This window comes from Ruegeria sp. CDSA089 (genome assembly GCF_059612205.1).
This window is the reverse complement of record NZ_JBXWQD010000001.1, coordinates 48,727-71,547: the sequence shown is the minus strand read 5'-3', so window position 1 is coordinate 71,547 and position 22,821 is coordinate 48,727. Positions and strand designations below refer to the sequence as shown.

25 protein-coding genes and 1 other RNA gene are annotated in these 22,821 nt (G+C 57.0%); 11 read left to right on the top strand and 15 right to left on the bottom strand.

What is annotated here, in order from left to right; all coding sequences use genetic code 11:
- Position 1: 1 nt before the first annotated feature.
- The 9 genes from dxr to AC2FJ6_RS00325 form a co-directional block, all read right to left on the bottom strand.
- The gene (dxr, locus tag AC2FJ6_RS00365; protein ID WP_170769700.1) at positions 2–1,174 is read right to left on the bottom strand and encodes a 1-deoxy-D-xylulose-5-phosphate reductoisomerase; all 1,173 of its coding nucleotides are present in this window, start codon (positions 1,172–1,174) and stop codon (positions 2–4) included.
- Positions 1,174–1,956: a phosphatidate cytidylyltransferase gene (locus AC2FJ6_RS00360; RefSeq protein ID WP_170769699.1), complete on the bottom strand. Its 783-nt coding sequence runs from the start codon at positions 1,954–1,956 to the stop codon at positions 1,174–1,176. The genes dxr and AC2FJ6_RS00360 overlap by 1 nt, the downstream gene beginning before the upstream one ends.
- Positions 1,953–2,684: an undecaprenyl pyrophosphate synthase gene (uppS, locus tag AC2FJ6_RS00355; RefSeq protein WP_170769698.1), complete on the bottom strand. Its 732-nt coding sequence runs from the start codon at positions 2,682–2,684 to the stop codon at positions 1,953–1,955. Before uppS ends, AC2FJ6_RS00360 begins: the two co-directional genes overlap by 4 nt.
- An 8-nt stretch (positions 2,685–2,692) precedes the next feature.
- Entirely contained in the window at positions 2,693–3,256 is a 564-nt protein-coding gene (gene frr / locus AC2FJ6_RS00350) for a ribosome recycling factor (RefSeq protein ID WP_170769697.1), read from the bottom strand.
- A gap of 185 nt (positions 3,257–3,441) precedes the next feature.
- The gene (gene acuI, locus AC2FJ6_RS00345) at positions 3,442–4,437 is read right to left on the bottom strand and encodes an acryloyl-CoA reductase (protein WP_170769696.1); all 996 of its coding nucleotides are present in this window, start codon (positions 4,435–4,437) and stop codon (positions 3,442–3,444) included.
- 103 nt (positions 4,438–4,540) lie between these two features.
- A complete protein-coding gene (locus AC2FJ6_RS00340) occupies positions 4,541–5,644 on the bottom strand; it encodes a dimethylsulfoniopropionate demethylase (RefSeq protein WP_170769695.1) in 1,104 nt (367 codons plus the stop codon).
- A complete protein-coding gene (locus tag AC2FJ6_RS00335) occupies positions 5,645–6,151 on the bottom strand; it encodes a DinB family protein (protein WP_170769694.1) in 507 nt (168 codons plus the stop codon).
- A complete protein-coding gene (locus tag AC2FJ6_RS00330; protein WP_170769693.1) occupies positions 6,151–6,855 on the bottom strand; it encodes a DUF1326 domain-containing protein in 705 nt (234 codons plus the stop codon). Before AC2FJ6_RS00330 ends, AC2FJ6_RS00335 begins: the two co-directional genes overlap by 1 nt.
- A 4-nt stretch (positions 6,856–6,859) precedes the next feature.
- Positions 6,860–7,651, bottom strand: coding sequence for a DUF2182 domain-containing protein (locus tag AC2FJ6_RS00325; protein WP_331252075.1), 792 nt, complete (start codon positions 7,649–7,651; stop codon positions 6,860–6,862).
- Positions 7,652–7,737: 86 nt separating this feature from the next.
- Between AC2FJ6_RS00325 and AC2FJ6_RS00320 the strand changes: the two genes are divergently transcribed.
- The 6 genes from AC2FJ6_RS00320 to AC2FJ6_RS00295 all read left to right on the top strand — a co-directional run bounded on the left by AC2FJ6_RS00320 (position 7,738) and on the right by AC2FJ6_RS00295 (position 11,826).
- Entirely contained in the window at positions 7,738–8,469 is a 732-nt protein-coding gene (locus tag AC2FJ6_RS00320) for a FadR/GntR family transcriptional regulator (RefSeq protein WP_170769692.1), read from the top strand.
- A 10-nt stretch (positions 8,470–8,479) separates the two neighbouring features.
- Complete coding sequence (locus AC2FJ6_RS00315) at positions 8,480–8,842, top strand: DUF4345 family protein (RefSeq protein WP_170769691.1); 363 nt, start codon at positions 8,480–8,482, stop codon at positions 8,840–8,842.
- A 36-nt stretch (positions 8,843–8,878) separates the two neighbouring features.
- Positions 8,879–9,226: a transfer-messenger RNA gene (gene ssrA, locus AC2FJ6_RS00310) on the top strand.
- Between the two features lie 83 nt (positions 9,227–9,309).
- Positions 9,310–9,741: an ester cyclase gene (locus AC2FJ6_RS00305; RefSeq protein ID WP_496668104.1), complete on the top strand. Its 432-nt coding sequence runs from the start codon at positions 9,310–9,312 to the stop codon at positions 9,739–9,741.
- Between the two features lie 293 nt (positions 9,742–10,034).
- The gene (gene chrA, locus AC2FJ6_RS00300) at positions 10,035–11,288 is read left to right on the top strand and encodes a chromate efflux transporter (RefSeq protein ID WP_480873741.1); all 1,254 of its coding nucleotides are present in this window, start codon (positions 10,035–10,037) and stop codon (positions 11,286–11,288) included.
- A 76-nt stretch (positions 11,289–11,364) separates the two neighbouring features.
- On the top strand, positions 11,365–11,826 hold the full coding sequence (locus tag AC2FJ6_RS00295; protein WP_170769688.1) for an SspB family protein: 462 nt from the start codon (positions 11,365–11,367) through the stop codon (positions 11,824–11,826).
- An 11-nt stretch (positions 11,827–11,837) separates the two neighbouring features.
- Here AC2FJ6_RS00295 and AC2FJ6_RS00290 read toward each other — a convergent pair whose 3' ends face one another.
- On the bottom strand, positions 11,838–12,401 hold the full coding sequence (locus tag AC2FJ6_RS00290) for a hypothetical protein (RefSeq protein ID WP_237215913.1): 564 nt from the start codon (positions 12,399–12,401) through the stop codon (positions 11,838–11,840).
- A gap of 205 nt (positions 12,402–12,606) precedes the next feature.
- Here AC2FJ6_RS00290 and fumC point away from each other — a divergent pair, with 205 nt between their 5' ends.
- The 4 genes from fumC to AC2FJ6_RS00270 are packed head-to-tail and all read left to right on the top strand — an operon-like array spanning position 12,607 to position 15,055.
- A complete protein-coding gene (gene fumC / locus AC2FJ6_RS00285; protein ID WP_170769687.1) occupies positions 12,607–14,001 on the top strand; it encodes a class II fumarate hydratase in 1,395 nt (464 codons plus the stop codon).
- Positions 14,001–14,177: a DUF4169 family protein gene (locus AC2FJ6_RS00280; RefSeq protein ID WP_170769686.1), complete on the top strand. Its 177-nt coding sequence runs from the start codon at positions 14,001–14,003 to the stop codon at positions 14,175–14,177. The genes fumC and AC2FJ6_RS00280 overlap by 1 nt, the downstream gene beginning before the upstream one ends.
- Positions 14,174–14,395: a ribbon-helix-helix domain-containing protein gene (locus AC2FJ6_RS00275; protein WP_170769685.1), complete on the top strand. Its 222-nt coding sequence runs from the start codon at positions 14,174–14,176 to the stop codon at positions 14,393–14,395. Before AC2FJ6_RS00280 ends, AC2FJ6_RS00275 begins: the two co-directional genes overlap by 4 nt.
- Before the next feature lie 57 nt (positions 14,396–14,452).
- Positions 14,453–15,055: a DNA-3-methyladenine glycosylase I gene (locus tag AC2FJ6_RS00270; RefSeq protein WP_170769684.1), complete on the top strand. Its 603-nt coding sequence runs from the start codon at positions 14,453–14,455 to the stop codon at positions 15,053–15,055.
- Between the two features lie 6 nt (positions 15,056–15,061).
- On the opposite strand, the gene AC2FJ6_RS00265 is transcribed toward AC2FJ6_RS00270, so the two are convergent.
- The 4 genes from AC2FJ6_RS00265 to AC2FJ6_RS00250 all read right to left on the bottom strand — a co-directional run bounded on the left by AC2FJ6_RS00265 (position 15,062) and on the right by AC2FJ6_RS00250 (position 19,392).
- On the bottom strand, positions 15,062–15,943 hold the full coding sequence (locus AC2FJ6_RS00265; protein WP_170769683.1) for a fructose bisphosphate aldolase: 882 nt from the start codon (positions 15,941–15,943) through the stop codon (positions 15,062–15,064).
- 72 nt (positions 15,944–16,015) lie between these two features.
- Entirely contained in the window at positions 16,016–17,365 is a 1,350-nt protein-coding gene (locus tag AC2FJ6_RS00260; RefSeq protein WP_170769682.1) for a cytochrome P450, read from the bottom strand.
- Positions 17,362–18,576: a SoxR reducing system RseC family protein gene (locus AC2FJ6_RS00255; RefSeq protein WP_170769681.1), complete on the bottom strand. Its 1,215-nt coding sequence runs from the start codon at positions 18,574–18,576 to the stop codon at positions 17,362–17,364. Before AC2FJ6_RS00255 ends, AC2FJ6_RS00260 begins: the two co-directional genes overlap by 4 nt.
- Positions 18,577–18,639: 63 nt before the next feature.
- Entirely contained in the window at positions 18,640–19,392 is a 753-nt protein-coding gene (locus AC2FJ6_RS00250; RefSeq protein ID WP_170769680.1) for a cytochrome c biogenesis CcdA family protein, read from the bottom strand.
- Positions 19,393–19,497: 105 nt separating this feature from the next.
- Here AC2FJ6_RS00250 and AC2FJ6_RS00245 point away from each other — a divergent pair, with 105 nt between their 5' ends.
- Positions 19,498–19,731, top strand: coding sequence for a sulfurtransferase TusA family protein (locus AC2FJ6_RS00245; RefSeq protein WP_170769679.1), 234 nt, complete (start codon positions 19,498–19,500; stop codon positions 19,729–19,731).
- Positions 19,732–19,781: 50 nt separating this feature from the next.
- On the opposite strand, the gene AC2FJ6_RS00240 is transcribed toward AC2FJ6_RS00245, so the two are convergent.
- A complete protein-coding gene (locus AC2FJ6_RS00240; RefSeq protein ID WP_496668102.1) occupies positions 19,782–22,583 on the bottom strand; it encodes an Rne/Rng family ribonuclease in 2,802 nt (933 codons plus the stop codon).
- Positions 22,584–22,821 lie beyond the last annotated feature (238 nt).

Sequence of the window (22,821 nt, the reverse complement as noted above, 5' to 3'; positions counted from 1 at the left end):
TCTATCCTGCTCTTTGGCCTATGGCTTCATCGACCCACTTACGTGCCAGATGGTCCGTTTGCAGCACGTTATCAAGGGTCAAAGGGGCATCAATAAGGCTGCTTTGGGCATCAAATCGGTCCAAAACAGCGGCAACGCAATCGGCCATCGACAAAAATCCGATCCTACGCGCGATGAAGTGATCCAGCGCGCGTTCCTTGGCGGCGTTGAACACGGCACCAGACAAGCCGCCACGTTGCATCACGTGCCGGGCCAGTTTCAGCGCAGGATAGCGTGCATCGTCGGGCTCGCTGAACCGCAACTGACCAAGCTTGGCCAGATTGAGCCGTTCGACCGGCAAGTCCTGCCGCGCGGGCCAATGCAGCGCGTATCCGATGGCGTGGCGCATGTCGGGCGCACCCATATGTGCCATCAACGCCCCGTCGTTGAACCCGACTAGCGCGTGGACGATGGACTCGGGGTGAACCAGAACCTCAACCTGCTCAGGTGAAACCCCGAAATATTCCTTGGTTTCAATTACCTCCAACGCCTTGTTGAACATCGAGGCGCTGTCGATAGTAATTCGTTGACCCATGTTCCAGTTCGGATGGTTGGACGCCTGCTCGACCGTTGCGTTGGCCAGATCACCTAACGGCCAATCGCGGAATGCCCCACCACTGGCTGTGATGATGATCCGCTCGACGGCGCTCATATCCTCTCCAGCCAGGGCCTGAAACACAGCGGAGTGCTCGCTGTCGACCGGCAAAAGGGTTGCATTGTGTTGCCGCGCCGTATCAAGGACCAGGGGACCAGCGCAGACCAAAGTCTCTTTATTTGCCAGGGCAAGCGTCGCGCCCTGCTTCAAAGCTTCTAGCCCCGGTGGAAGTCCGGCAGCCCCAACTATGGCCGACATCACCCAATCCGCTGGCCGCGCGGCCGCTTCGGTCAGGGCCATAGAGCCAGCCGCTGCCTGCACGTCGGAACCCGCCAAAGCAGCCCGCAGATCCTCCAGCCGGTCCTGATGGGCGGTTACAGCCACATTGGCGCGCAGGCGTTTGGCATCCTCCGCCAGTTTGTGGATATTCGCCCCACCCGTCAGTGCCACGACGTCATACGCATCAGGGTTCCGGTCGATCAGGTCGATCGTGTTCTGCCCAATCGACCCGGTGGCGCCAAAAATCGAAACCCTGCGCATCACATCGGTCCCGGTGCGTATAGCAGCCCAGCAATCAGAACGAACAAAGCCGCACCCATCATCCCGTCAAACCGGTCCAGAAAGCCGCCATGGCCCGGGATCAGGTTCGAGCTGTCCTTGACGCCAAACTTCCGTTTTGTCGCGCTTTCCACTATGTCGCCGGCTTGACTGGCCATCGAGGCTGCGACGGACACCAACACGAACAAAAATCCGAACCCAGCGAAAGCCGCAAAAACCCCGCCGACGATCGCGGCCGCGACCCACCCTCCGGCGGTGCCCGACCATGTTTTCTTTGGGCTGACGCGCGGCCAGAATTTCGGCCCACCCAGCGCCTTGCCCACGAAATATCCCGCAACATCCGTCGCCACAACTACCGAGATCAGCCAGACCATCCAGCCAAACCCCATGTTTTCACGTATCGAGATAAACCCAAGCCCCGCCGCTGCAATCCACACTGCAAACAGCAGATAGGTACCCTTGGCCCGGCTTACCTGCCCCGCCCCAACCAGTGCCGGAGCCAGCAGGAAGGGCAATTTATAAAGCGGCGGAAGATGATAGCTGAGGACAACAGCAACCCCAGTCAAAACTGCAAGCTGGATAGCGACCCCAGTCCGGTCCGGGTCGATCATCCGAACCAACTCCCAGGTCATCAGGCCGCAGGCGATAGCGATGAAGGCTTCGAACCACAGCCCGCCCAGCCAAACCTCAACCGAGCCGACGGCCACAAGCACCGCAGCCGACAGAACCCGCGCTGTCAGATCAGACCATCGGCTGTCGCTCATGCTGGGACAGCCCCAAACCGACGTTCGCGAGACCCGAAATTCTGGCACAACCTGGCAAGTTCCTCTGCGGTGAAATCAGGCCATAGAGTATCGATGAATTCATATTCCGAATAGGCCGATTGCCACAAAAGAAAGTTCGAGATCCGCGCTTCACCGCTGGTGCGGATGACCAGATCAGGATCGGGAAGAACGTGCGTATCCAGATACTTGGGCAGCGTTTCTTCATCCACATCCTCAGGTCGCAACCGACCTTCGGCCACGTCGCGCGCCAACCGCTTGGTGGCACGCGCAACCTCGTCCCGACCGCCATAGTTGATAGCAATGGTCAGATGCACCAGATCGTTATCCTTGGTGGCATTTTCCAGCGTGTCCATCAGGTCGATCAGCTTAGCGTCCAGACGCACCCGATCGCCAATGAACCGAACCCGAACCCCGTTTTTTGTCAGGTTCGCTGTTTCCTTAATGATGTAACGCCGGAACAAGCTCATCAGCCCGGCCACTTCGGCCTGTGTCCGCTTCCAGTTCTCGGTCGAGAAGGCAAAGACAGTCAGATACTTGATGCCAAGCCCCGGGCAGGCCTCGACCACATCCCGCACGCGCCGCGCACCGGCCTGATGGCCAAACAGGCGCGGCCGTCCACGCGCCTGAGCCCAGCGACCGTTGCCATCCATGATGATCGCAACATGCCGAGGCCCATCCTGAGGCGCCGTCTGTGGGGTGTCAGGCATATCCGGTCTCAGACCTGCATGATCTCGGCCTGCTTGGTCTCAAGCGCGGCATCCACGGTTTTGATCATCTGATCGGTCAGGTCCTGAACTTCGCTTTCCCAGAACTTCTGATCGTCCTCGGACATCCCGTCTGCCTTGGCCTTTTTGATCTGGTCCATCCCATCCCGACGCACGTTACGAATCGAGACGCGCGCATGTTCAGCATACTGACCGGCGACTTTGCCCAGCTCGCGACGACGTTCTTCGTTCAGCTCCGGGATCGGCAGCATGATGATCGTCCCGTTTAGTTGCGGATTGATCCCCAACCCACTTTCGCGAATGGCTTTTTCGACCTTGCCGACCAGACCTTTGTCCCAGACATTGACCGTCACCATACGCGGCTCGGGTACATTGACCGTGCCAACCTGATTGATAGGCGTCATCGAACCATAGGCATCAACCATCACCGGCTCCAGCATCGAGGCCGAAGCCCGCCCGGTCCGCAACGATGCGAATTCGGTTCTGAGGTTGGACATCGCGCCTTCCATGCGGCGCTTCAGATCATCGGTATCCAGTTCGAAATCGTCAGCCATTCTGCTCACTCCCCGTCTTCAGGTGCTGTTGGGATGGCTCATAAGCCATCACAATTGGGATGTATAGCGATGATGATCTGGAATTGCGCCAATGACCAGAGCTGTTTGCGGCATTTTCACGGTCGTTCAAGGGCGCAGGAACCGGTCCGGGCAGCGCCGGACCGGTGCGGTGTTCTGACATGGGTTCAGGCGTTTACGTCCACAACCACCCGGCCTTTGACCTGCCCCTTAAGGATATCAGCGCCCAATTGTGGCAGATCACTCAGTGTGGCCGGGTGAACCATGGCCTCCAACTTGTTCATGGGCAGATCGGTCCCAACGCGTTTCCACGCCCGAACGCGGTTCTCGTAGGGCTGCATCACGCTATCGATCCCCAACAGGTTTACACCACGCAGCAGGAACGGAATGACGGTTGCCGGAAGTCCGGCGCCACCTGCCAAACCAACAGCCGAGATCGACGCACCGTATTTCATCTGCCCCAGAACACGGGCCAGCATGTCACCACCAACGGCATCGATACAGCCTGCCCATGTCTCGCTTTCCAGCGGACGCTTGATCGTCTCGTTCAACTCATCACGAGGAACAATGGTCGTAGCCCCCAAAGATTTGAGGTAATCGCCCGCTTCGGCCCGGCCCGTCACTGCTGCGACCTCGTAGCCCAAGTTTGCCAGAATCGCTGTCGCAACCGAACCAACACCGCCCGCAGCACCGGTTACAAGCACCGGCCCGTTGCCAGGCTTGAGGCCGTGATCCTCAAGCGCCATGACGGCCAGCATGGCGGTAAACCCAGCGGTTCCTACAGCCATCGCCTGACGCGTGTCCAACCCATCGGGCAGCGGTACCAGCCAGTCGGCTCTTGCGTTGGCCTTCTGACTATAACCACCCCAATGGGCCTCACCCACACGCCAGCCAGTTAGCACAACCTTGTCGCCGGGCTTGTAACGATCATCCGCGGACGCCTCGACCGTACCAGCATAATCAATGCCCGGCACATGCGGGTAGCTGCGCACCAGACCGCCACCTTTGGGCGACATGCAAAGACCATCTTTGTAATTGACCGTCGAATACTCGACCGCAACTGTAACCTCACCCGCAGGCAGGTCATCGGTTGACAGCTGTTTGACCACGGGGCTGGCCAGACCGCTCTCGTCGTCTCTCTCCATCACCAACGCATTAAACATCTGAACGTTCCTTTCATCTCATGGTGCCAGGCCCCGTCCTTCACCTGGCAAAAAATATCCCGGGGGAGTCGCGCAGCGACGGGGGCAGAGCCCCCAACCACGCCTAAGTCCAAAAATGCGCCTGCACGATTGCGCTACGCATCCCATCAGGTGTTTCAACCTCTACCTGAGTGCCGGCATCCCAATGGCTCAACCGCAACATCCCGATGGAAACATTGGTGCCAAAATCCGGAGACCAAGCAGCAGACGTCACCTGCCCCACCCGTCTCCCGTCAACATAGACTGGCCAAGGCCGATCGCAGGGCGGTACCGCCGCGCCGTCAATCGCAATCGGCCGGATTTGCTGCACCGGTCCTTCCTTGGCCACGCGCAACAGCGCATCCCGACCGATACACCCAATTGCCGTGTGCGTGTTGCAGAACTTGCCCAATCCACATTCATGTGGCGTGTTGTCGTCGGTCATATCGTTGCCATAGGACAGCAATCCACCTTCGATCCGCTCGATCAGGTTCGGACACCCCGCCCGCACATTCAAATCCTCCCCCGCCGCAAACAGCGCGTTCCACAGCGGCATGCCGATATCCGAGCCCTCGACATAGATCTCAAACCCGCCCTGTTTGGAATAGCCCGAGCGTGCAACGGCCAAGTCGCGGCCTTCGAACGCGAACATGTCGAACTTGAAAAACCGGATATCGCGCACGCGGTCGCCGAATACACGCGACATCAGCTCATCGGCTTTGGGACCTTGCACTGCCAGAGGGGACACGTCCGGTTCATCCACCAGAACATCCAACCGATAGCCATTGGCGATACCCTTTACCCACAACAATAGGTCACTATCGGCAATCGAAATCCACCAGCGGTCCTCGGAAAGCTTCACGGCCACCGGGTCGTTCAGCATCCCGCCGGTTTCGTCCACGATGGGCACATAGAAACACTGACCTGGCAACATGCCGCGCAGATCACGTGGGGTCAGCATCTGCATCAAACGCGCTGCATCCGGGCCGCGCAACTCGACCTGACGTTCGCACGATACATCCCATACCTGCACATGTTCCTTGAGGTGTCGGTAGTCGGCCTCTACCGACTCGAAAACGGTGGGTAGCAACATCCGGTTATAGACTGTGTAGGCCTTGACCCCCGCCGCCTCGACACCCTCAGAGAAAGGGGTCCGGCGCAACCGACGTGAAAACGAAACCTGAGCCATTCATCCCTCCTGTGGTAAGAAGACCAGATCGCTGACCGGCGCTGCCGATCCGGTCTCGGTCAACATCTTATGAATTTGACCCCGGTGATGTGTCTGATGGTTGAAGAAATGCATCACACATTGCGCGTAGGGCTTTGTGACATCGGCTTGTTTTGCCGCTGAAAACCATGTGAAGGGCCCTGACAACGCCTCATCCTTCAGGCTGGTGACCCAACCCTCGATCCGGGCATCGACAACGTCACGCAACGCCACCCACTCATCGACATCAGCACAGATCGCCGTGCTTTCCGGAATGCCACCGTCGGGTCCTTCGCCTCCGTCGAAACGTGACATCCAAATCCAGTCACCCCAAAGCAGATGATTGGCCGTCCCAAGAATCGACCCAAAAAACGCTCCGCGCTCACGGTTCAATTCCTCGGTGGTGAGTGCGCTAAAGAACTCTTTCAACTGACTGTTCTGCCAGCGATTATAGCGCGCCATCTCCTGCACATAGGCCGCGGTGATCATCACTTGGGTCCATGCCAGTCGATTGGGCAAATCTCGGCCGATTTACCACCAAAATCCCACACCCGGCCATAGTCCCGCACCTTGGATTTGGTGCCACGTGCCACGATGATATCCGGACCCATCCAGTATTTCGAGTTCGAGACCATCACAGGGTGATCCGGATCCTTGCCCGCCATCATTTCAATTTCGCCCTGAATTTTTCGGCCGATCACGATACGCCGCTTGGTGCCATCGCGTTCAATGACGACCGGAGCGCGCTCTGCCCCGATGATCTCGCTGACCAGCATGGTGAACAGCCCGGTGGTGCCGCCCGCCTGCCCGCTGAAGATTTGCAGCAAACCGTTATAGGCTTTCCCGCTGGCGCGTTCATCCACATAAGCCGCGACCTTCCACTGGCCCTCACCCATACGGCCCGGGATATCCACCAGAAGGCCTACATTCAGTCCCGACAGGTCCTCGCCCTCGAAATGACCTTCGTCGATGATGACGCCCATCCATGCATGACAATGCCCCTCAGTCGGAGGATGCGCGCCCAGCGAGACCACACAGGGACAGAACACGTCACAGGAACAATTCAGGATCAGTTCACCTTTGATGGCCCAGTTGGTCGGGCTCATCTCGCGCCGTTTGGGGTTGGGCATACGGCTGTCGATCCGTTGACTGATCGGCAAGCGGTCCGAATCTGTTTTTCTGTTTTTAGCCATCGGCTTATCCTCCGTAAGCAAAGGGATAGATGAGCAGCAGAGCGCCGCCCGCAATCAAAGCAAACCCCAGCGGACGCGTGATCGCGTGCCCGATCTGAGGCAGTTTTTCGAGAACCATGAAGAAGGTCGCAAGACCCATCCACAACAAGCTCATGACGCCACCAACAAAACCAAGCGCCATGAAGCCCCAGCAGCAGCCGACGCAGAATGCGCCAAGTCCTAGCCCCATTCGCAGTCCGCCAGTAAATCCGGTTTTCCAGTGGCCCAGAAAATAACTCATCGGCGCATGGCAGACGCCGTGGCAGACCTCTTTAGCGCGGGTGAATTGAAATGCGCCCACTGCGATCATCAAAGCGCCGGATAAGAACGTCGATTTGGGGATGCCCAGCATGTCAACCACGCCACCGAACAACAGCGCCAGTTGGACAGCCGTGATAAGTGCTGCAAACCCGACCCATACAGCGAAATAACCGGCCAGCACGCCCAGCCACCCTGCCCGCGTGCCATTGGCGCTGCGGATCAGGTCGTCATAGCTGCGCAGGGTCGGAACCAATGTCGGCAGCATCATCGCAGCCATCATGATTGCCCACATCCAGAACAAGGGGCCGAACTCGGCCATCGGCATATACATGTCCATCCGCGGATCCATCGCGGCCATGGCCTGTCCCATCGGACCCGGACGGCCGATCCAGTCCAGGTCCATTGCGCGGCTCATGGTGAACATCATCCACCACGCCCACAGGATCAGAGCATAAAACCCCAGCCAAAACCCGTTGCGGAGAACTGCGCGACTCACTTGTCCCTCCCGACTCAGTCCTTGCAATTCAAATGTCAGACTTTTAAATGTCAGACAAATAAAAACGTACCAGCAGGTGCCGGAATATGAAAATCGATCCTCAGAAGCCTGCCGACCTGTCCGCGCAGATTGCGCAGGCGATACGCGATGCCATCGTCTCGGGCCAGTTGATCGTTGATGAGCGTTTGCCGTCCGAGGCAGAGTTGGCCGACCAATTTCAGGTGTCGCGCCCGACGGTGCGCGAGGCCTTGAAGCGGCTAGCTGCGCAGTCTCTGATCCGCACGCAACGGGGCGCGACCGGCGGTGCTTTTGTCAATCGGTTAAGCTTTGAGGACGCCTATTCCCAGCAAATCACTACGTCGACACTGTTGTTGTCCATGAACACGGTCAGTTTCGACACCGCCTGCGAGGCGCGCTATGCCTTGGAACGCGCCTGCGCCCGGTTGTCGGCCCAACGGCGCACGGCCGATCAACTGGCCACCATGCGGGCCGAGATCTTTCGTCAAGCGCAGCCGGGCCTGACCGATGAAGCTTTCTGCGCGTCAGATGTGGCCTTCCACCGTGCCTTGGTCGACGGCGCAGGAAACCCTGTGTTGTCCTACCAGTTGGCGGGTGCGGTCGAAGCGATGCAGCCACTGATGAACATGATCACCTTCACCGCCCGGTCCCGCGAGGAAATCATTTCGCTGCACAGCCAGATTGCCGACGGCCTGGAAAACGGCGATGCAGACGTGGTTGATGAGAGCCTCGTAAAGCTTGAAAAATACACACGAAAACTGGCCCATGATGTCGCGGAACAGCGACGCAAACCAGCTTAGCGAGGATCTGATGGTATCCGTCCTGAATATCATTGCGGCCGTGCTGACCATCGGCTTTGGATTGTTTGGCTTTCTGGCTCCGGCCTATACCGCCAACGCGCTGGATCTGGCCCCGACCAACAGCACCATGGGGCTGAGCGAGATGCGCGCCTCGGTTGGCGGATTGTTTGTTGTGACGGGAATAGCGGTCCTATGGCTTAATGCGCCAATGGCCTATGCGATGCTGGGCGTGGTCTATGCGGGCGCAGCACTTGGTCGGTTCTTGTCGGTCATTCTGGACAATCCGCCTTTGGTCAAGGCCCTGACTTTTGGCGGAATCGAAGCGGTACTTGCGCTGTGGTTGATAGTGGCGAACTTGAATAAAGCACCGTAAGCAACTGTAATTATGTAATACACGCTCTAAAACTGAACAATTGCATCCCCGACGTCCCTCACCTATATAAGATGTGTCCCTCGGGACTATGGACATAAACGCGCTCGTAATAAGCGGATCGGACCCGGGGGCGGTACCCGGCGGCTCCACCAATCATCCTTCGTTTGAGGATTTCGGGGCCGAAATAGGATCGACGAACGTCTAAAGGGGTTAGCTTTGTCTCGGCTGTCTGCCACCGTTATCGGCGAAACTAGTACAATTGCAAACGACAATCGTGCTCCGGTTGCAGTTGCTGCGTAAGCAGTAACAAGACCGAAACTTAAGCCCTTGCGCCTAGCCGCGTAAGGCGGGGTTCGCAGGTACCTGGCAACAGAAACCTGCATTTCTCCACCTCATTTTATCTTCAGTGTTCAGATTTTGTTCACTCCTTTTGTTCATCTTTGTTCCAGCAAGACAGGAGAGCTGAGATGTCACATGCAGAGATCCTACGTGAGTGGTATTCCGAGGTTTGGGAAAACGGCAACACCGATGCGATTGATCGGTATTTCACGCCTGATACAGCGGCTGAGGGGTTGATCCCCGAGATGCAGGTCGGTGCCGACGACTTTCGTGATTTAGTCATGGCTTTTCGCCATATCTTGGGAGAAATCTCAATTGATGTACGTAAGACCATCGAGAACGGCGATTGGGTGTCCAGTATTTTGCACGTTCAAACCTCTCGGGCTGACAATGGTGCCCCGGTTGAGGTGACGGGTCAGGTCGTGGCGCGCTTTCGCGGCGACAAAATGGTTGAGGCATATAACCAATTCGACTTCATCTCGCTTTTCGAGCAATTAGGACAGTTCCCAAGGGATACATTGCCTGTTTGCATGACCGGGCAGCGGTTGGATTGGGTATAGTTTTGCGGGGCGCTTGACCCGTTTGTCTGATGCGCGTTAGCAACGGGCAGAGGGTCAGGTCGCGAACACCCGTGATGGGGTAACCCCAAGCTTCGCGTGGTCGTGCCTGAGGCAAGTGACATGCCGTGCCCTATTCAACCTATTCTGAATGTACTCCAAAGACAAAAACGCAATATTCCCGCCGTAACTCTTTGTTGCTTAGACCTAACTTCGCGCACTGAAAGTGGAATTGCTCGCAGCAGCTGTCGTTTGACGTCAGCGCAATACCTAGCCGTTTTCATGGACAGAACCAGATGACGCCCCCTTCGGTCCCCGAGTTGATCCGTGTTTTTGGACGTATTGGCCTGCTATCTTTTGGCGGACCCGCGGCGCAAATCTCATTGATGCACGAAGAACTTGTCGAAAAACGCCCTTGGTTGGATGAACACACCTATCTGCGGGCGCTGTCACTTTGCATGCTGCTTCCCGGCCCCGAGGCAATGCAGTTGGCCACCTATGCCGGCTGGCGTTTGCGCGGCGTGCCCGGCGGTTTGATTGCCGGCACTCTATTTGTACTGCCTGGTGCAATAGTTATTGGCGCTCTGGTTTTGCTTTACGCTCGGTTTGGTGACCTTCCTTTCGTCCAAGCGGGCTTTCTAGGAGTGAAGGCAACAGTCATCGTCATTGTCATTCAAGCATTGCGCAATCTGTCACGCCGCGCGTTGACCAGTGGCGAAAGCAAACTTATCGCCCTGTTCGGTTTTCTGACCATCTTCGCACTGCAACTGCCCTTTCCTGTCATTATTCTGAGTGCCGCGGTTTGGGGGTATCTACGGCTTGATGGGGGCCAGTCTTCCGTATCGGGCATTTCCTCGCCCCAAACTAACCCTGTGCGCACCTGTCTGATTTGGATCACTCTGTGGCTGACACCTTTGTTTCTCCTCAGCATTGCGGGCGCTAAACTGTTAAGCGATCTGGGTTGGTTTTTCGCCCGTTTGGCAGTAGTAACATTTGGTGGCGCATATGCCGTTCTTGCGTATATGACGCAAACCGTCGTCCAAAGATACGAGTGGATCACAACCAACCAGATGATCGACGCATTGGGTTTGGCTGAAACGACCCCGGGCCCGCTTATCCTTGTTACCCAATTCGTCGCCATGCTGACCGGACAAACAACGGCAGGATTGCCGTTGGCGTTGGCTGCGGGAATCGTTGCGCTTTGGGCTACATTCGTGCCGTGTTTCCTGTGGATATTCCTAACCGCACCATACTTGGACCAGCTGGCCGCCAGACCCCGCCTTTCAGCCGCATTGCATGGCATAACGGCGGCAGTTGTGGGTGTGATTCTCAACCTTTCTCTTTGGTTTGCCTTGCATGTTTTTTTCACGGACGTGACAGAGATAGCGTGGGGGCTTGTTCGTTTGCCCTGGCCCGCTTCAAATACGCTCAATATCTCCGCCCTGATATTAACTTTGATCGCTGGAGTGTTGATATTTCGATTCAAATTCGGCATGGGAAAGACATTGGCCCTGATGGCCATAGCCGGTGTCGGAACGTATTTTCTTTGAACAATCCCGCGACTCTCGGTCTTTCGTTTCCAATGGAATCCCTTATGCTGAAGGGCACCATATTTGAGGATGACACATGTCGCAGGACATTGATTACGGGAACCTGATGCACACCGCCATGCGCGGGCTGATCAAAACGGTTCTGACCGGCGTTTCTGAAAACGGTCTTCCCGGAGCGCATCATTTCTTTATTACTTTCGACACGCGTCAGAACGGCGTTGAAATGGCCGATTGGCTGCGCGAGCGATATCCAGAAGAGATGACGATCGTCATGCAGCACTGGTTCGAAAACCTCGAAGTCGGAGACTCGGGTTTTGCAATTACGCTGAACTTCGGTGATGCGCCGGAACCGCTGTATATTCCGTATGTTGCGATCAAAACTTTCGTCGATCCCTCTGTCGAATTCGGATTGCGTTTTGAAAGCGCCGAAGATGAGGACGATGAGGTACCGATAGCAGAGGCGCCGATTGAAATCGAGGCCGAGCAGGACGAGCATCATGACGCTGATGTCGTGTCGCTAGACAGTTTCCGGAAGTAACCCTGTCGGGATTATTGTTTTTTCAGGAAGGTCTCGACCGAGCGGGACTTGATCCCGTTGCGAAACCGGGAAAAGGATAGATCAAGCCCACCCTCCGCCAGGGTGCGGTCGAATTGCTGCAGCTCGTATCCACCGTTTTCATCAATAAACAACGAAAACACGGTCAGGGTGTCGCCCATGATGCGGCCCCAGACGAATGGCTCGCCTTGCATCGGGTCCAACGGCACTTCGTGCCCGAAAACGTTTCGGCGCATCGCGGCCGAGAAAACATCAGATCGCTCAGAGGGGTTGAAGTCGATCGAGAAGGCCTGCTCTTTCACGCGCCCGTCATGCTTGTAGGTCGTCGTTTTCCAACTGACATTGAATCCGTTTTTGTTCTCTTGGATCGAAACGCTCATGTCCCTTGGGGTTTCGGTGCCATCCTGATCAACCATATTGGCCGAACCTACATAGTCACCGACAAAGGGCGTGATCTCAGCAGCATGCGATGGCAATGCGACGACCGAAAAAAACGCCACCCAACCTGCAATAAGGCCAATAAGTCTAAAGGAATGAACCGGAACTTGTAGGAGCACGTGCGCCTCCAAAATGATGATGTTTTATTCTAGCTCACCTACCGGCGCGTACAATGGTCCGTTTGAAGTTTAACAGAAGAAAATGACACTCGGCACGATCTATACCTTTGCCCACCTTAAGTTTATGGTGCGCGCAACTGGCCGATTGCATGATGCTAAAGTTGTGCGTAAACGGCATGCAACGGCATACAAGACGGAGTGACCGATGTCCCAGACCCGCACCGAATCCGACAGCTTTGGCCCGTTGGAGGTTCCCTCAGACAAGTATTGGGGCGCGCAGACGCAACGCTCGATCATGAATTTTCCCATCGGCTGGGAAAAACAGCCCGTCGCCATCGTGCGTGCGCTAGGGGTGATCAAGAAAGCCTGCGCCATGCAGAACAAGGCAAACGGCAAACTGGACGCAACGATTGCGGATGCTGTAATTCAGGCGGCTGGTGAGGTGTTTGAAGGGAAGTTCGACGACAACTTCCCGCTAGTAGTGTGGCAAACCGGCTCCGGCACCCAATCGAACATGAACTCGAACGAGGTGATTGCAAACCGCGCCATCGAGATTCTCGGCGGCGTAATCGGATCGAAGGACCCGGTGCACCCCAATGATCACTGCAATATGGGGCAATCGTCAAACGACACCTTCCCAACCGCCATGCATATCGCAACCGCGATGAGCGTTCGGGATGTCCTCTTGCCCGGCCTGGAAAAGCTGGCCAGTGGACTGGAACAGAAAGCGGATGAGTTCAAAGATATCATCAAGATCGGCCGTACCCATACGCAAGACGCGACCCCGCTGACGCTTGGCCAGGAATTTGGCGGCTATGCCCATCAAATCCGACAGGGAATCGCACGTGTAAACGCTGCAATGCCCGGCATTTATGAGTTGGCCCAAGGCGGTACAGCTGTAGGTACCGGTTTGAACACGCAGCACGGATGGGGCGAGGCTGTGGCAGCCAATATGGCAGAAATCACCGGCCTGCCCTTTGTCACCGCGCCCAACAAGTTCGAGGCGCTGGCCGCGCATGATGCCATGGTATTCCTGTCTGGCGCTTTGGCGACAATTGCCGGTAGTTGCTACAAGATCGCCAATGATATCAGGCTTTTGGGGTCCGGTCCTCGTTCAGGCCTTGGTGAACTGATCCTGCCCGAGAATGAGCCCGGCTCGTCCATCATGCCCGGTAAAGTGAACCCGACTCAGGCCGAAGCACTGACCCAGGTAGCAGCCCATGTGATGGGCAATGACGCCGCGATCAAATTCGCAGGTAGTCAGGGTCATTTTGAACTGAACGTCTACAACCCGATGATGTCCTACAACCTGCTGCAATCCATCCAGTTGCTGGGCGATGCTGCGGACAGCTTTACGGAACGGATGCTACTAGGCATCCAAGCCAACGAACCACGCATCGACAAGCTGATGAAGGAATCGCTGATGCTGGTGACAGCGCTGGCCCCCACCATTGGCTATGACAACGCCACTAAGGTTGCCAAAACCGCGCACAAGAATGGCACGACTTTGAAAGAAGAGGCCATCGCGCTGGGTTTCGTGGATGAGGCGACCTTTGACGCAGTTGTCCGCCCCGAACAGATGATTGGTCCAAGGGACTGATGGGCAAACCGGTCAATCTGAACCGGTACCGCAAGGAAAAAGCGCGGGCCAACAAAAAGGCCCGCGCTGACCAGAACGCCGTCGCTTTCGGGCGCAGTAAAGCTCAGAAAGAGGCGGACCGGCTGGATCGAGAAAAACAGACACGCGATCTGGACAATCACGAGTTAGATGAATGAGCGGGCGCCCTGTCAAACGCTCTGTGACCCTCAAAGGGCACCGAACTTCGGTCTCGCTTGAGGATGAATTTTGGTCCGCATTTCGGGATATTGCAAAGCAAAAACAGATGCCTATCAATGCGTTGGCTGCGCAGATTGATGTGGAGCGTGACCCTGATATCGGGTTAGCGTCGGCAATTCGGGTCTATGTACTGAACTGGTACCGCAACCGTCCGTGAGCGATTGCTTTTTGGCCTGAGGCGCAGTAGCGTCAATGGAACAAAAAGGGTACAAACATGTTGAAGACCGTACAAGGCCCGGACGGCCAACCCAGATGCGCCTGGTGTCAGGCCGCACCTGAGTTCTTTGCGTATCACGATGCTGAATGGGGATATCCAGTCGCGGATGATCAACGGTTATTCGAAAAGCTCTGCCTCGAAAGTTTTCAATCCGGCTTAAGCTGGCGCACAATCCTGTCCAAACGCGAAAATTTCCGTAAAGCGTTTAAACATTTCAATATCAAAGAGGTGGCGCAATTTGATGACGCGGATGTGGAACGGTTGTTGCAGGATGCAGGTATCATCCGGCATCGCGGCAAGATCGAGGCCGTGATCAACAACGCCCAACGGGCGCAGGAATTGATTGCGGCCGAGGGGTCGCTGGCAGCCTATGTGTGGCGGTATGAGACGACAATGCCCCCGGTTCCGCAAACGGCCTCAACCTCGGCCGAGTCCATTGCGATGTCGAAGGATTTGAAGAAACGGGGCTGGAAATTCGTGGGCCCCACCACGGTTTTTGCTTTCATGCAGGCGATGGGGCTTGTGAATGATCACGCGGAAGGGTGCGTGATGCGTGAAAAAGCGGCGCGTTTGCGCCGCGAATTCACAAAACCGGTTTAGGTCAGATCAGACCGAAGCCTGGAAGATCTTGTCGATATTGCCACCCAGCGCCGCGTTGAACTCGGCATCTGATTGCTGTTTCGACAAACCCTCGGTCAGCGCCCGCGAGAAAGATGCGATCATCTTGCCGTTCTCGGACAGCAGCGCACAGGCCTGATCAGTCGAATACCCACCCGAAAGCGCCACAACGCGCAGAACACGCGGGTGATCGGCCACAGCATCGTAAAGATTGGCGGTGCTGGGGATGGTCAGCTTCAGCATTACATCCTGCCCGTCCTCCAACTGGTTGAGATTCTTCAGGATTTCCGCTTTCAGGATATCCTCAGCCTCGGCCTTGGTGGAAGAGTTGATGTTTACCTCAGGCTCGACAATCGGCACCATACCAGCTGCAACAACCTCGCGTGCGACGTCGAACTGTTGGGCGACCACAGCGGCGATGCCCTCTGCATTCGCCTCATGGATGACAGAACGTTCCTTGGTGCCGAAAACACCGTCGGCCTTGGCCAACGTATCCGCCAAGCCAGGGATCGGCTTCATCATCTGTACGCCGTTCGCTTCATCCTCTAGCCCCTTGTCGATCTTGAGGAACGGCACGATCCCTTTTTGCGACCACAGGTAATCGGCAACTTTCCTGCCGTCGATCTCTTCGCCCAGGGTACGTTCGAACAGGATGGCGCCGATCACTTTATCCTTAGTGAAGTCATCGGCCAGAATGATGCGCGCGCGCATCTTCTGGATTTCGCCGAACATCTCAGCATCCGAGCTGTAATCCGATGCCTCAACACCATAAAGCGCCAGCGCCTTGGGGGTCGAACCACCGCTTTGATCCAGAGCGGCGATAAACCCCGCCCCATTGGCCATTTGCGCGCGCTGTTCTGATTTGGACATAAGGTTTTCCCGTTCGAAATGATTCCGCTGTTTTCAACCGCATACAGCAACGTGATTGGTGATGGTAGTTTGTTAGCGCTCAACCACACGCAACCGAATGCCATCTTTTGAGCGAACGGTCAGATGAGCCACGGGAACCGGTGTTTGGCCTTCGACCAGTTCGAAGCTATAGCGGCGCAGCAGCGTAGACAGGATCAAAGGCCCTTCTACCATCGCAAACCCTGCCCCGCTACAGACCCGTGCGCCTGCCGAAAACGGAATAAACGCGGTGCGCTGGCAGGTTTTGCCATTCTCAGTGTGCCATCTGCCGGGGTCGAACCCGTCGGGATTGTCCCACAGGCGTTCATGACGATGCAGGTGCCAGGGGCTGATAACCATCTGAGCACCGGGTTGTATCTGCCGGTTCCGAAAGACTTCGGGGCATGTGGCCTGCCGCACCATCATCGGGACCGGCGGGTATAGGCGCAGGGTTTCGCGGAACACATCGCGGCTGATCTTCAAGCCAGCAACGGCGGTCATGCCGGGGGTGTCCAGCGCTGCGGCCTCTTCAGCCACCTTGTCCTGCCAGTCCGGATACAGTGCCAGTAGGTACAGGGCCCACGCTAATGCGGATGCGCTGGTCTCGTGGCCAGCCAGAAAGAAGATGGCCACCTGATCCACCATCTCGTCTGTGTCGAAACACTTGCCAGTCTGGGGGTCCGGGGTCGTCATGATCTTGGTTGCCAGATCGTTTGGCGCCTTACCTTGGGCGATCAGCGCGGCGCGCGCTGAAACAAGATGTTCGATCAGCTCTCTGATTTCTCGGGCATTTTGTTTTGTTTGGCGCGAATGCAACCGAGGCATCCAGCTAGGCAGCGGTAGGAACGCGGCGAGGTTCAACAAGGGCTGTCTGCGTTGATAGGCGCGGAATTTAGTGAACACCTGCGCGGCAACTTCATGCTCGATTGGCACGGAAAACAGGGTGCGAAAGATCACATCCGCCGCCGCGTGGCTGGTGAACTCCTCGCATTCGAGGATCTGGTTCAGGCTTTGCTGCAACCGATCGCTGGCGGCTTGCGCGGCATCCTGCATCGCCGGAAAGGTATCTTTCAGGCGGCCGCCTTCGAAGGCAGGATCAATGATCCGCCGCTGGCGCTTCCACGTGTCACCATTGGTCAGAAACACCGAGTTGCCCAGCAAAGGGCGCAGGCCTTCGGCAATGCGATTGGACTTGGGGAAGTCGTCGGGCCTCTTTTTCAATACAGTTTCAACCAGCTCCGGCTGGTTGATCATGTAGGAGCGTAAGAAAACAGTCCGAAACTCAGCCATCCATGCCCGGTAGAGCCGTTGTGGCTGGGCCGACAAAAGATCCTGCCGAAACAATTTGAGATACCGCCAAAGCGAGACCTTGTCTGGCCGCGGGGTCGGCTTGGGCGGATTCATCCGACCACCGAGCGGTATTTCGATACAGGCGTATCAATGCGCGATTTGGACGGTGCGCGATCCCCAAAACGTGCACCCAACGTCAAAGGTCCAGCGGTCACACGGAAATAATCATAGGCTCCCGCCCGGTCGAAAGCGCAAAGATACTGAAAATGCAGCCGAAAGAACCGCCAACGCAACTGCCTCCACCGCTCTGGTGAAAGTGTCTGCGTAAAGGCGGCCGATAGCACCAAAGGCCACTTCTTCGCATCGGTTCCAACGCCTGTCACAGACACGGGATCACAAAGCGCAAAGGCGCATCCGTCGCCTGGGGCCGAGACATCGACCCACGTCACCCCCTCTTGCTGCGAGAGGAATTGCAGATCAGCGCGTAAGTCGGTCGCGTCCGGCAGAAAAGAGACCATCGGAACCACTTGACCAAGCGACAGAAAAGACAGTGTTGGACCGTCTCTGTCAGGGAGTGCAGACCGGATATGCTCGGCCAGGACGGCGACACCAAGATGCGCGCCCGAACTGTGACCTACGACCAGAACTTCATCCAAATCGTCCTTCAGCGCGGCGTCGACCAACGACGCGAATTCACAAAGGCGTTGCTGCAAAGCATTTGGTGTTCGCCCCCGTAATGCAGCGGAATAGGCGTAGTCATGCATCAGGTAATAGGCGAACAGGCGGTTGTCGATTTTGCGGAACCATCGCAGCAAAGCATAGCCCAATGCGGTGGCAGGAAGGCAGGCCACCCAGCCCAGTATCGACGACAGAAGCGCCCATACCCCCAACGCGGCACCGACAGCGACACCCAACTGGATCAGCAACATCGCAACCGGATAAAGCGCCGCGATTACAGGCCCTTTGCGGAGCTTCATCAATCGCCACAAAGCCCCAGTCGAGATATAGACCCACGCAGTTCTGATCAGTTGCCCATAGGTCGCCGGTATCGAGTTCGACATGCTGTCGCGCACGATATCCGACCACACGAGCACCTGAAACTCGGCCTCTACCGCCGTCCCGTCCTGCACGGATCGCACGTGCCAACCATAAGGCCCATCGCCAGTTCTCGGCGATAGTGTGATTTCATACCCTGATAGGGCCGCCTGAGCCGCGCTTTCGGTCCGGTAAAGCTCTCGGTACCGGCGGGGATGAATGGGGTCATAGCCGGGAATATAGAACACCCGACGTCGTTTGACCTGCCTGTGATTGTCGTGACTGCGCATGCACTTACCTTCTGCGGCGCAGGTTAGCGCAGCGTTACCGGCAAGGTAAGAGGGGTCCGGTTTTTAACCGAAATTTGCCAACGCAGGGAAGGTTTCCAGCAGCCACCAGCTGAACTGAGTGAACAGGCCGGTGATCAGCATGATACCTACGAACAGCAGCAGGCCACCCATGACTTTCTCGATCGTCGCCATGTGCGGTTTGATCTTGTTCATCACAGTCATCGAGCGGTTCAGGAACATCGCTGCCAGCAGGAACGGAATACCCAGCCCGGCCGCATAAACGCCCAGCAACAAAGTTCCCCGAGCGACCGAGGCCTCGGACGCGGCCAGAGACAGAATCGCCCCCAGTTGCGGCCCGATGCAGGGCGTCCAGCCGAAGGCGAATGCAAGGCCCAGAATATAGGCTCCAAACACGGAACCACCCGAGTCGCCCGTTTCAATCCGCGCTTCCCGGTCCAGGAAAGGAATGCGGAACACGTTCAGAAAGTGCAGGCCGAACACGATAACAACCGCGCCCGACAGCTTTGCGAACAGCACTTGATTTTGCAGCACAAAGGCCCCGAAGGCCGATGCGGTAAAGCCCAGCAACAGGAAGACAGTCGACAGGCCAAGCACAAAGAACAACGCCGTCAGAGTTGCCTTGCGTCTAGCGGCCGCCTGATCCTGCATTTCGTTGATCGACACGCCGCTCATATACGCCAGATAAGGCGGAACGATGGGCAAAACGCAAGGCGACAGAAAACTGATCAGCCCGCCCAGCATCGCGATGAACATAGCAGGCAGCAGGCCCGCGTCTATGATATCAATTCCGAACATGTTTCAGCACATATGGTATGAGGCCGTGAACGTCACGGGGCCATTCGGTCACATCCTCGTGGTTGCACGCTGGACACCCAGCCAAGTTGGAAATATTTCAGGCCTATGTCAAACCCATCTGATACACTTGATGCTTTGGGGCTGCTATGCCCCCTACCCGTCCTCAAGGCACGTAAGCGGCTGAAATCTATGCCAGAAGGCGCGTTGTTGCGCGTCTTAGCCGACGATCCTGCAGCCGTTGTCGACGTTCCGCATTTTTGCGCGGAAAGCGGTCATCGCCTCGTTTCTCAGGACGAAGCAGACGGGCATCAGATCTACATCATCCAGAAAATCGGCTAGAATTGTTTCAATACTGAACAAAAAAGGCGGGCCATTGGCCCGCCCTTTGGTCACTGTCCCAATGACCACCACCCACGCCTTTTCGGCTTAGCGGGCTTTTCAGGTTCGTCCGACACAACCTCAAGAACCGGTTCTTCGACCACAGGCTCTTGCGGAGCTTCAGCGACGGGTTCCGCTGCAGGTTCTTCCGTGGCTTCGGCAACGGGTTCGGCGGTTGGCTCGGCGCTAAGCTCTTCAACAGGTTCTGCTGCAGCTCCTTCTTCGGAAACTTCTTCGGTTTCGGGTTCTGCCACAGGTTCATCCGCTGCGACTGCAGGCTCCGCTTCTTGGGAATCCTCTGACGCCTCGGCCGCAGGTTCTTCGGCAGCTTCGACACGCGGTTCTTCAACCGCTGCCGCTTCAAGGGGTTCCGAAGGTGTCTCGGCCTCATCAGACGCCTCGGCGCTGACTTCATCTTCAACCGGTGCTTCTTCTTTCTTTTTGCGGCGCGGTGCGCGACGGCGCTTTGGTTTGACCTCTGCTTCCTCGTCGCTTTTCTCGGCCGCATCCGCTTCGGCAGGTGCATCTTCCGTAGAGGGTTCGTCCAGGCTTTCAGCCTCGTCCGCAGTGCCCTCGGCCTGATCGCCATTCCCGTTGCTTTTCTTGCGCCGCCGACGACGACGTTTGCGTTTGGGTTTCGCCTCTTCATCGGTTACAGGCGTTTCTTCCTCGACCTTTTCCTCTTCATCTGCATCCACGAGATCCATCAAGGATGCGTCCACCGACACAACAGGCGCGGTGGCTTCGGGCACAATTCGGCTGGCAGTCTTGAACTTCTCCATCGAGAAATCGGGGCTGACCAGATGAATATCGCCTTCGATCCGAACCGACAGGCCATAGCGTGCCTCGATCTGCGCGATATGCTCGCGCTTCTGGTTCATCAGGAAGTTCGCAATGCTGACAGGGCAGCGTACCAATACCTCGCGCGAACGACGACGCGTGCCCTCTTCTTCGATCTGGCGCAGAATGGTCAGCGCCATATTATCATCCGAGCGGATCAGCCCTGTGCCATGGCACGACGGACAAGGCTGTGTCGTCGCCTCAAGCATACCGGGGCGCAGGCGCTGACGGCTCATCTCAAGCAGTCCAAAGCCGGAAATCCGACCCACCTGAATGCGGGCACGGTCGGTTTTCAACTTGTCCTTCAGGCGCTTTTCGACAGCCGAGTTGTTCTTACGCTCGTCCATATCGATAAAGTCGATGACGATCAGACCGGCCAGATCGCGCAGGCGCAGCTGGCGCGCGACTTCCTCGGCCGCCTCAAGGTTGGTCTTGAGCGCGGTTTCCTCGATCGAGCCTTCCTTGGTCGCCCGCCCCGAGTTCACGTCGATCGCCACAAGCGCCTCAGTCACGCCGATCACGATATAGCCGCCGGATTTCAGCTGTACGGTAGGGTTGAACATCCCAGCCAGATAGCTTTCCACCTGATAACGCGCAAATAGAGGCAACGAATCCTCATACCGCTTCACGTTCTTGGCGTGTGACGGCATGATCATTTTCATGAAGTCCTTGGCGATGCGATAGCCGCCCTCGCCTTCGACCAGAACCTCGTCGATCTCGCGATTGTAAAGGTCGCGGATCGACCGTTTGATGAGGTCGCCTTCCTCATAGATCTTAGCTGGCGCGATGGATTTCAGCGTCAGTTCGCGGATCTGTTCCCACATGCGCTGCAGGTATTCGTAGTCGCGCTTGATCTCGGACTTGGTACGCTTGGCGCCAGCGGTCCGAATGATCAGACCTGCGCCCGTGGGAACGTCAATCTCGGCAGCGATTTCCTTCAGCTTCTTACGATCCGGAGCGTTGGTGATCTTGCGACTGATCCCACCGCCACGCGCGGTATTCGGCATCAACACGCAATAACGCCCTGCAAGCGAGAGATAGGTGGTCAGTGCGGCACCTTTATTGCCCCGCTCTTCCTTGACGACCTGCACCAGCAGAACCTGGCGGACCTTGATGACCTCTTGAATCTTGTACCGACGCGGGCGCGGTTTGCGCGGAGGACGAATGTCTTCGCTGTCATCCTCATCCGCCACTGATTCAATCGTGTCATCCTTGGCCGTCGCATCTGCACGCGCCTCGCCCTCGTCCTCAGGTTTTCCTTCTGCCTCTTCGGTCTCCGCAGCTTCTTCTGCCACCGCGTCATCCGTAATGGCAGCATCAGGCTCAGATTCCTCTGCGAGCTCTGGCTCCACCGATACATCCGGCTGGTCATCTTCCGATGCAACCTCAGTATCCGCTTCTTCAGTCTCAGCCGGAGTATCCTCGGAAGCCGCATCCTCTTCGGGTTCCTCAACCGGCGTTTCCGCAACGCGATCGACCGGAGACGAACCTTCGGGAACGGCCATATCGGCGTTCTCATCCCCGTCATCCAGGTCAATGGTTTCCATGCCCGACGGTTCCGACGACACCTCCAGCGTTTCCACTGCATCATCGGTTTTCACATCCGCTGCCTTGCTCCGCGACCGCGACCGGCGCTTCTTGGGCTTCGCTTCCTCAGCCTCGTCGCGCGCTTTCATCGCCTCGGCATAGGCGCGCTCTTCCTCCATCAGCGCCTCGCGGTCGGCGACGGGGATCTGGTAATAGTCCGGATGAATCTCGGAAAACGCAAGGAACCCATGCCGGTTCCCGCCATAGTCCACAAAAGCCGCCTGCAGCGACGGCTCGACCCGTGTTACTTTTGCAAGATAGATGTTACCAGCGAGCTGGCGTTTGTTTTCGGATTCAAAATCGAATTCCTCGACCTTGTTTCCATCGACCACCACAACCCGAGTTTCCTCGGCGTGGGTGGCATCGATAAGCATTTTCTTAGCCATTTGTCCTTGGTGCACCGCGCCAAACGCGTTGTCCTGACCCGTCCAGGCGGACAGGCACTTTTGGGGAGGTGTCTTGTACGGGCGATTTCGGACGGCGCGCGGCAGGGTCTGGCGCTGTGGCCCCCTGCCCGTATAGTCAATCGTTGCGCGCGCGTCATCGCGGTTCTTCTCCGACAGACGCGCCTTGACGCTGTCTGCCCATTATATTCCTTTCACCCGCATCCACGGGTTCAGGCGT

Bases quoted from the DNA above. Each gene is read 5' to 3' on its own strand.
- AC2FJ6_RS00265 (WP_170769683.1), bottom strand. From the start codon at position 15,943: ATGTCCAAATCAGAACAGCGCGCGCAAATGGCCAATGGGGCGGGGTTT.
- fumC (WP_170769687.1), top strand. From the start codon at position 12,607: ATGTCCCAGACCCGCACCGAATCCGACAGCTTTGGCCCGTTGGAGGTT.
- AC2FJ6_RS00315 (WP_170769691.1), top strand. From the start codon at position 8,480: ATGGTATCCGTCCTGAATATCATTGCGGCCGTGCTGACCATCGGCTTT.
- AC2FJ6_RS00275 (WP_170769685.1), top strand. From the start codon at position 14,174: ATGAGCGGGCGCCCTGTCAAACGCTCTGTGACCCTCAAAGGGCACCGA.
- AC2FJ6_RS00330 (WP_170769693.1), bottom strand. From the start codon at position 6,855: ATGGCTAAAAACAGAAAAACAGATTCGGACCGCTTGCCGATCAGTCAA.
- AC2FJ6_RS00270 (WP_170769684.1), top strand. From the start codon at position 14,453: ATGTTGAAGACCGTACAAGGCCCGGACGGCCAACCCAGATGCGCCTGG.
- AC2FJ6_RS00280 (WP_170769686.1), top strand. From the start codon at position 14,001: ATGGGCAAACCGGTCAATCTGAACCGGTACCGCAAGGAAAAAGCGCGG.
- AC2FJ6_RS00305 (WP_496668104.1), top strand. From the start codon at position 9,310: ATGTCACATGCAGAGATCCTACGTGAGTGGTATTCCGAGGTTTGGGAA.
- AC2FJ6_RS00260 (WP_170769682.1), bottom strand. From the start codon at position 17,365: ATGAATCCGCCCAAGCCGACCCCGCGGCCAGACAAGGTCTCGCTTTGG.
- AC2FJ6_RS00335 (WP_170769694.1), bottom strand. From the start codon at position 6,151: ATGATCACCGCGGCCTATGTGCAGGAGATGGCGCGCTATAATCGCTGG.
- AC2FJ6_RS00245 (WP_170769679.1), top strand. From the start codon at position 19,498: ATGTCAAACCCATCTGATACACTTGATGCTTTGGGGCTGCTATGCCCC.
- uppS (WP_170769698.1), bottom strand. From the start codon at position 2,684: ATGCCTGACACCCCACAGACGGCGCCTCAGGATGGGCCTCGGCATGTT.
- dxr (WP_170769700.1), bottom strand. From the start codon at position 1,174: ATGCGCAGGGTTTCGATTTTTGGCGCCACCGGGTCGATTGGGCAGAAC.
- acuI (WP_170769696.1), bottom strand. From the start codon at position 4,437: ATGTTTAATGCGTTGGTGATGGAGAGAGACGACGAGAGCGGTCTGGCC.
- frr (WP_170769697.1), bottom strand. From the start codon at position 3,256: ATGGCTGACGATTTCGAACTGGATACCGATGATCTGAAGCGCCGCATG.
- chrA (WP_480873741.1), top strand. From the start codon at position 10,035: ATGACGCCCCCTTCGGTCCCCGAGTTGATCCGTGTTTTTGGACGTATT.
- AC2FJ6_RS00255 (WP_170769681.1), bottom strand. From the start codon at position 18,576: ATGCGCAGTCACGACAATCACAGGCAGGTCAAACGACGTCGGGTGTTC.
- AC2FJ6_RS00320 (WP_170769692.1), top strand. From the start codon at position 7,738: ATGAAAATCGATCCTCAGAAGCCTGCCGACCTGTCCGCGCAGATTGCG.
- AC2FJ6_RS00340 (WP_170769695.1), bottom strand. From the start codon at position 5,644: ATGGCTCAGGTTTCGTTTTCACGTCGGTTGCGCCGGACCCCTTTCTCT.
- AC2FJ6_RS00240 (WP_496668102.1), bottom strand. From the start codon at position 22,583: ATGGCTAAGAAAATGCTTATCGATGCCACCCACGCCGAGGAAACTCGG.
- AC2FJ6_RS00295 (WP_170769688.1), top strand. From the start codon at position 11,365: ATGTCGCAGGACATTGATTACGGGAACCTGATGCACACCGCCATGCGC.
- AC2FJ6_RS00250 (WP_170769680.1), bottom strand. From the start codon at position 19,392: ATGTTCGGAATTGATATCATAGACGCGGGCCTGCTGCCTGCTATGTTC.
- AC2FJ6_RS00360 (WP_170769699.1), bottom strand. From the start codon at position 1,956: ATGAGCGACAGCCGATGGTCTGATCTGACAGCGCGGGTTCTGTCGGCT.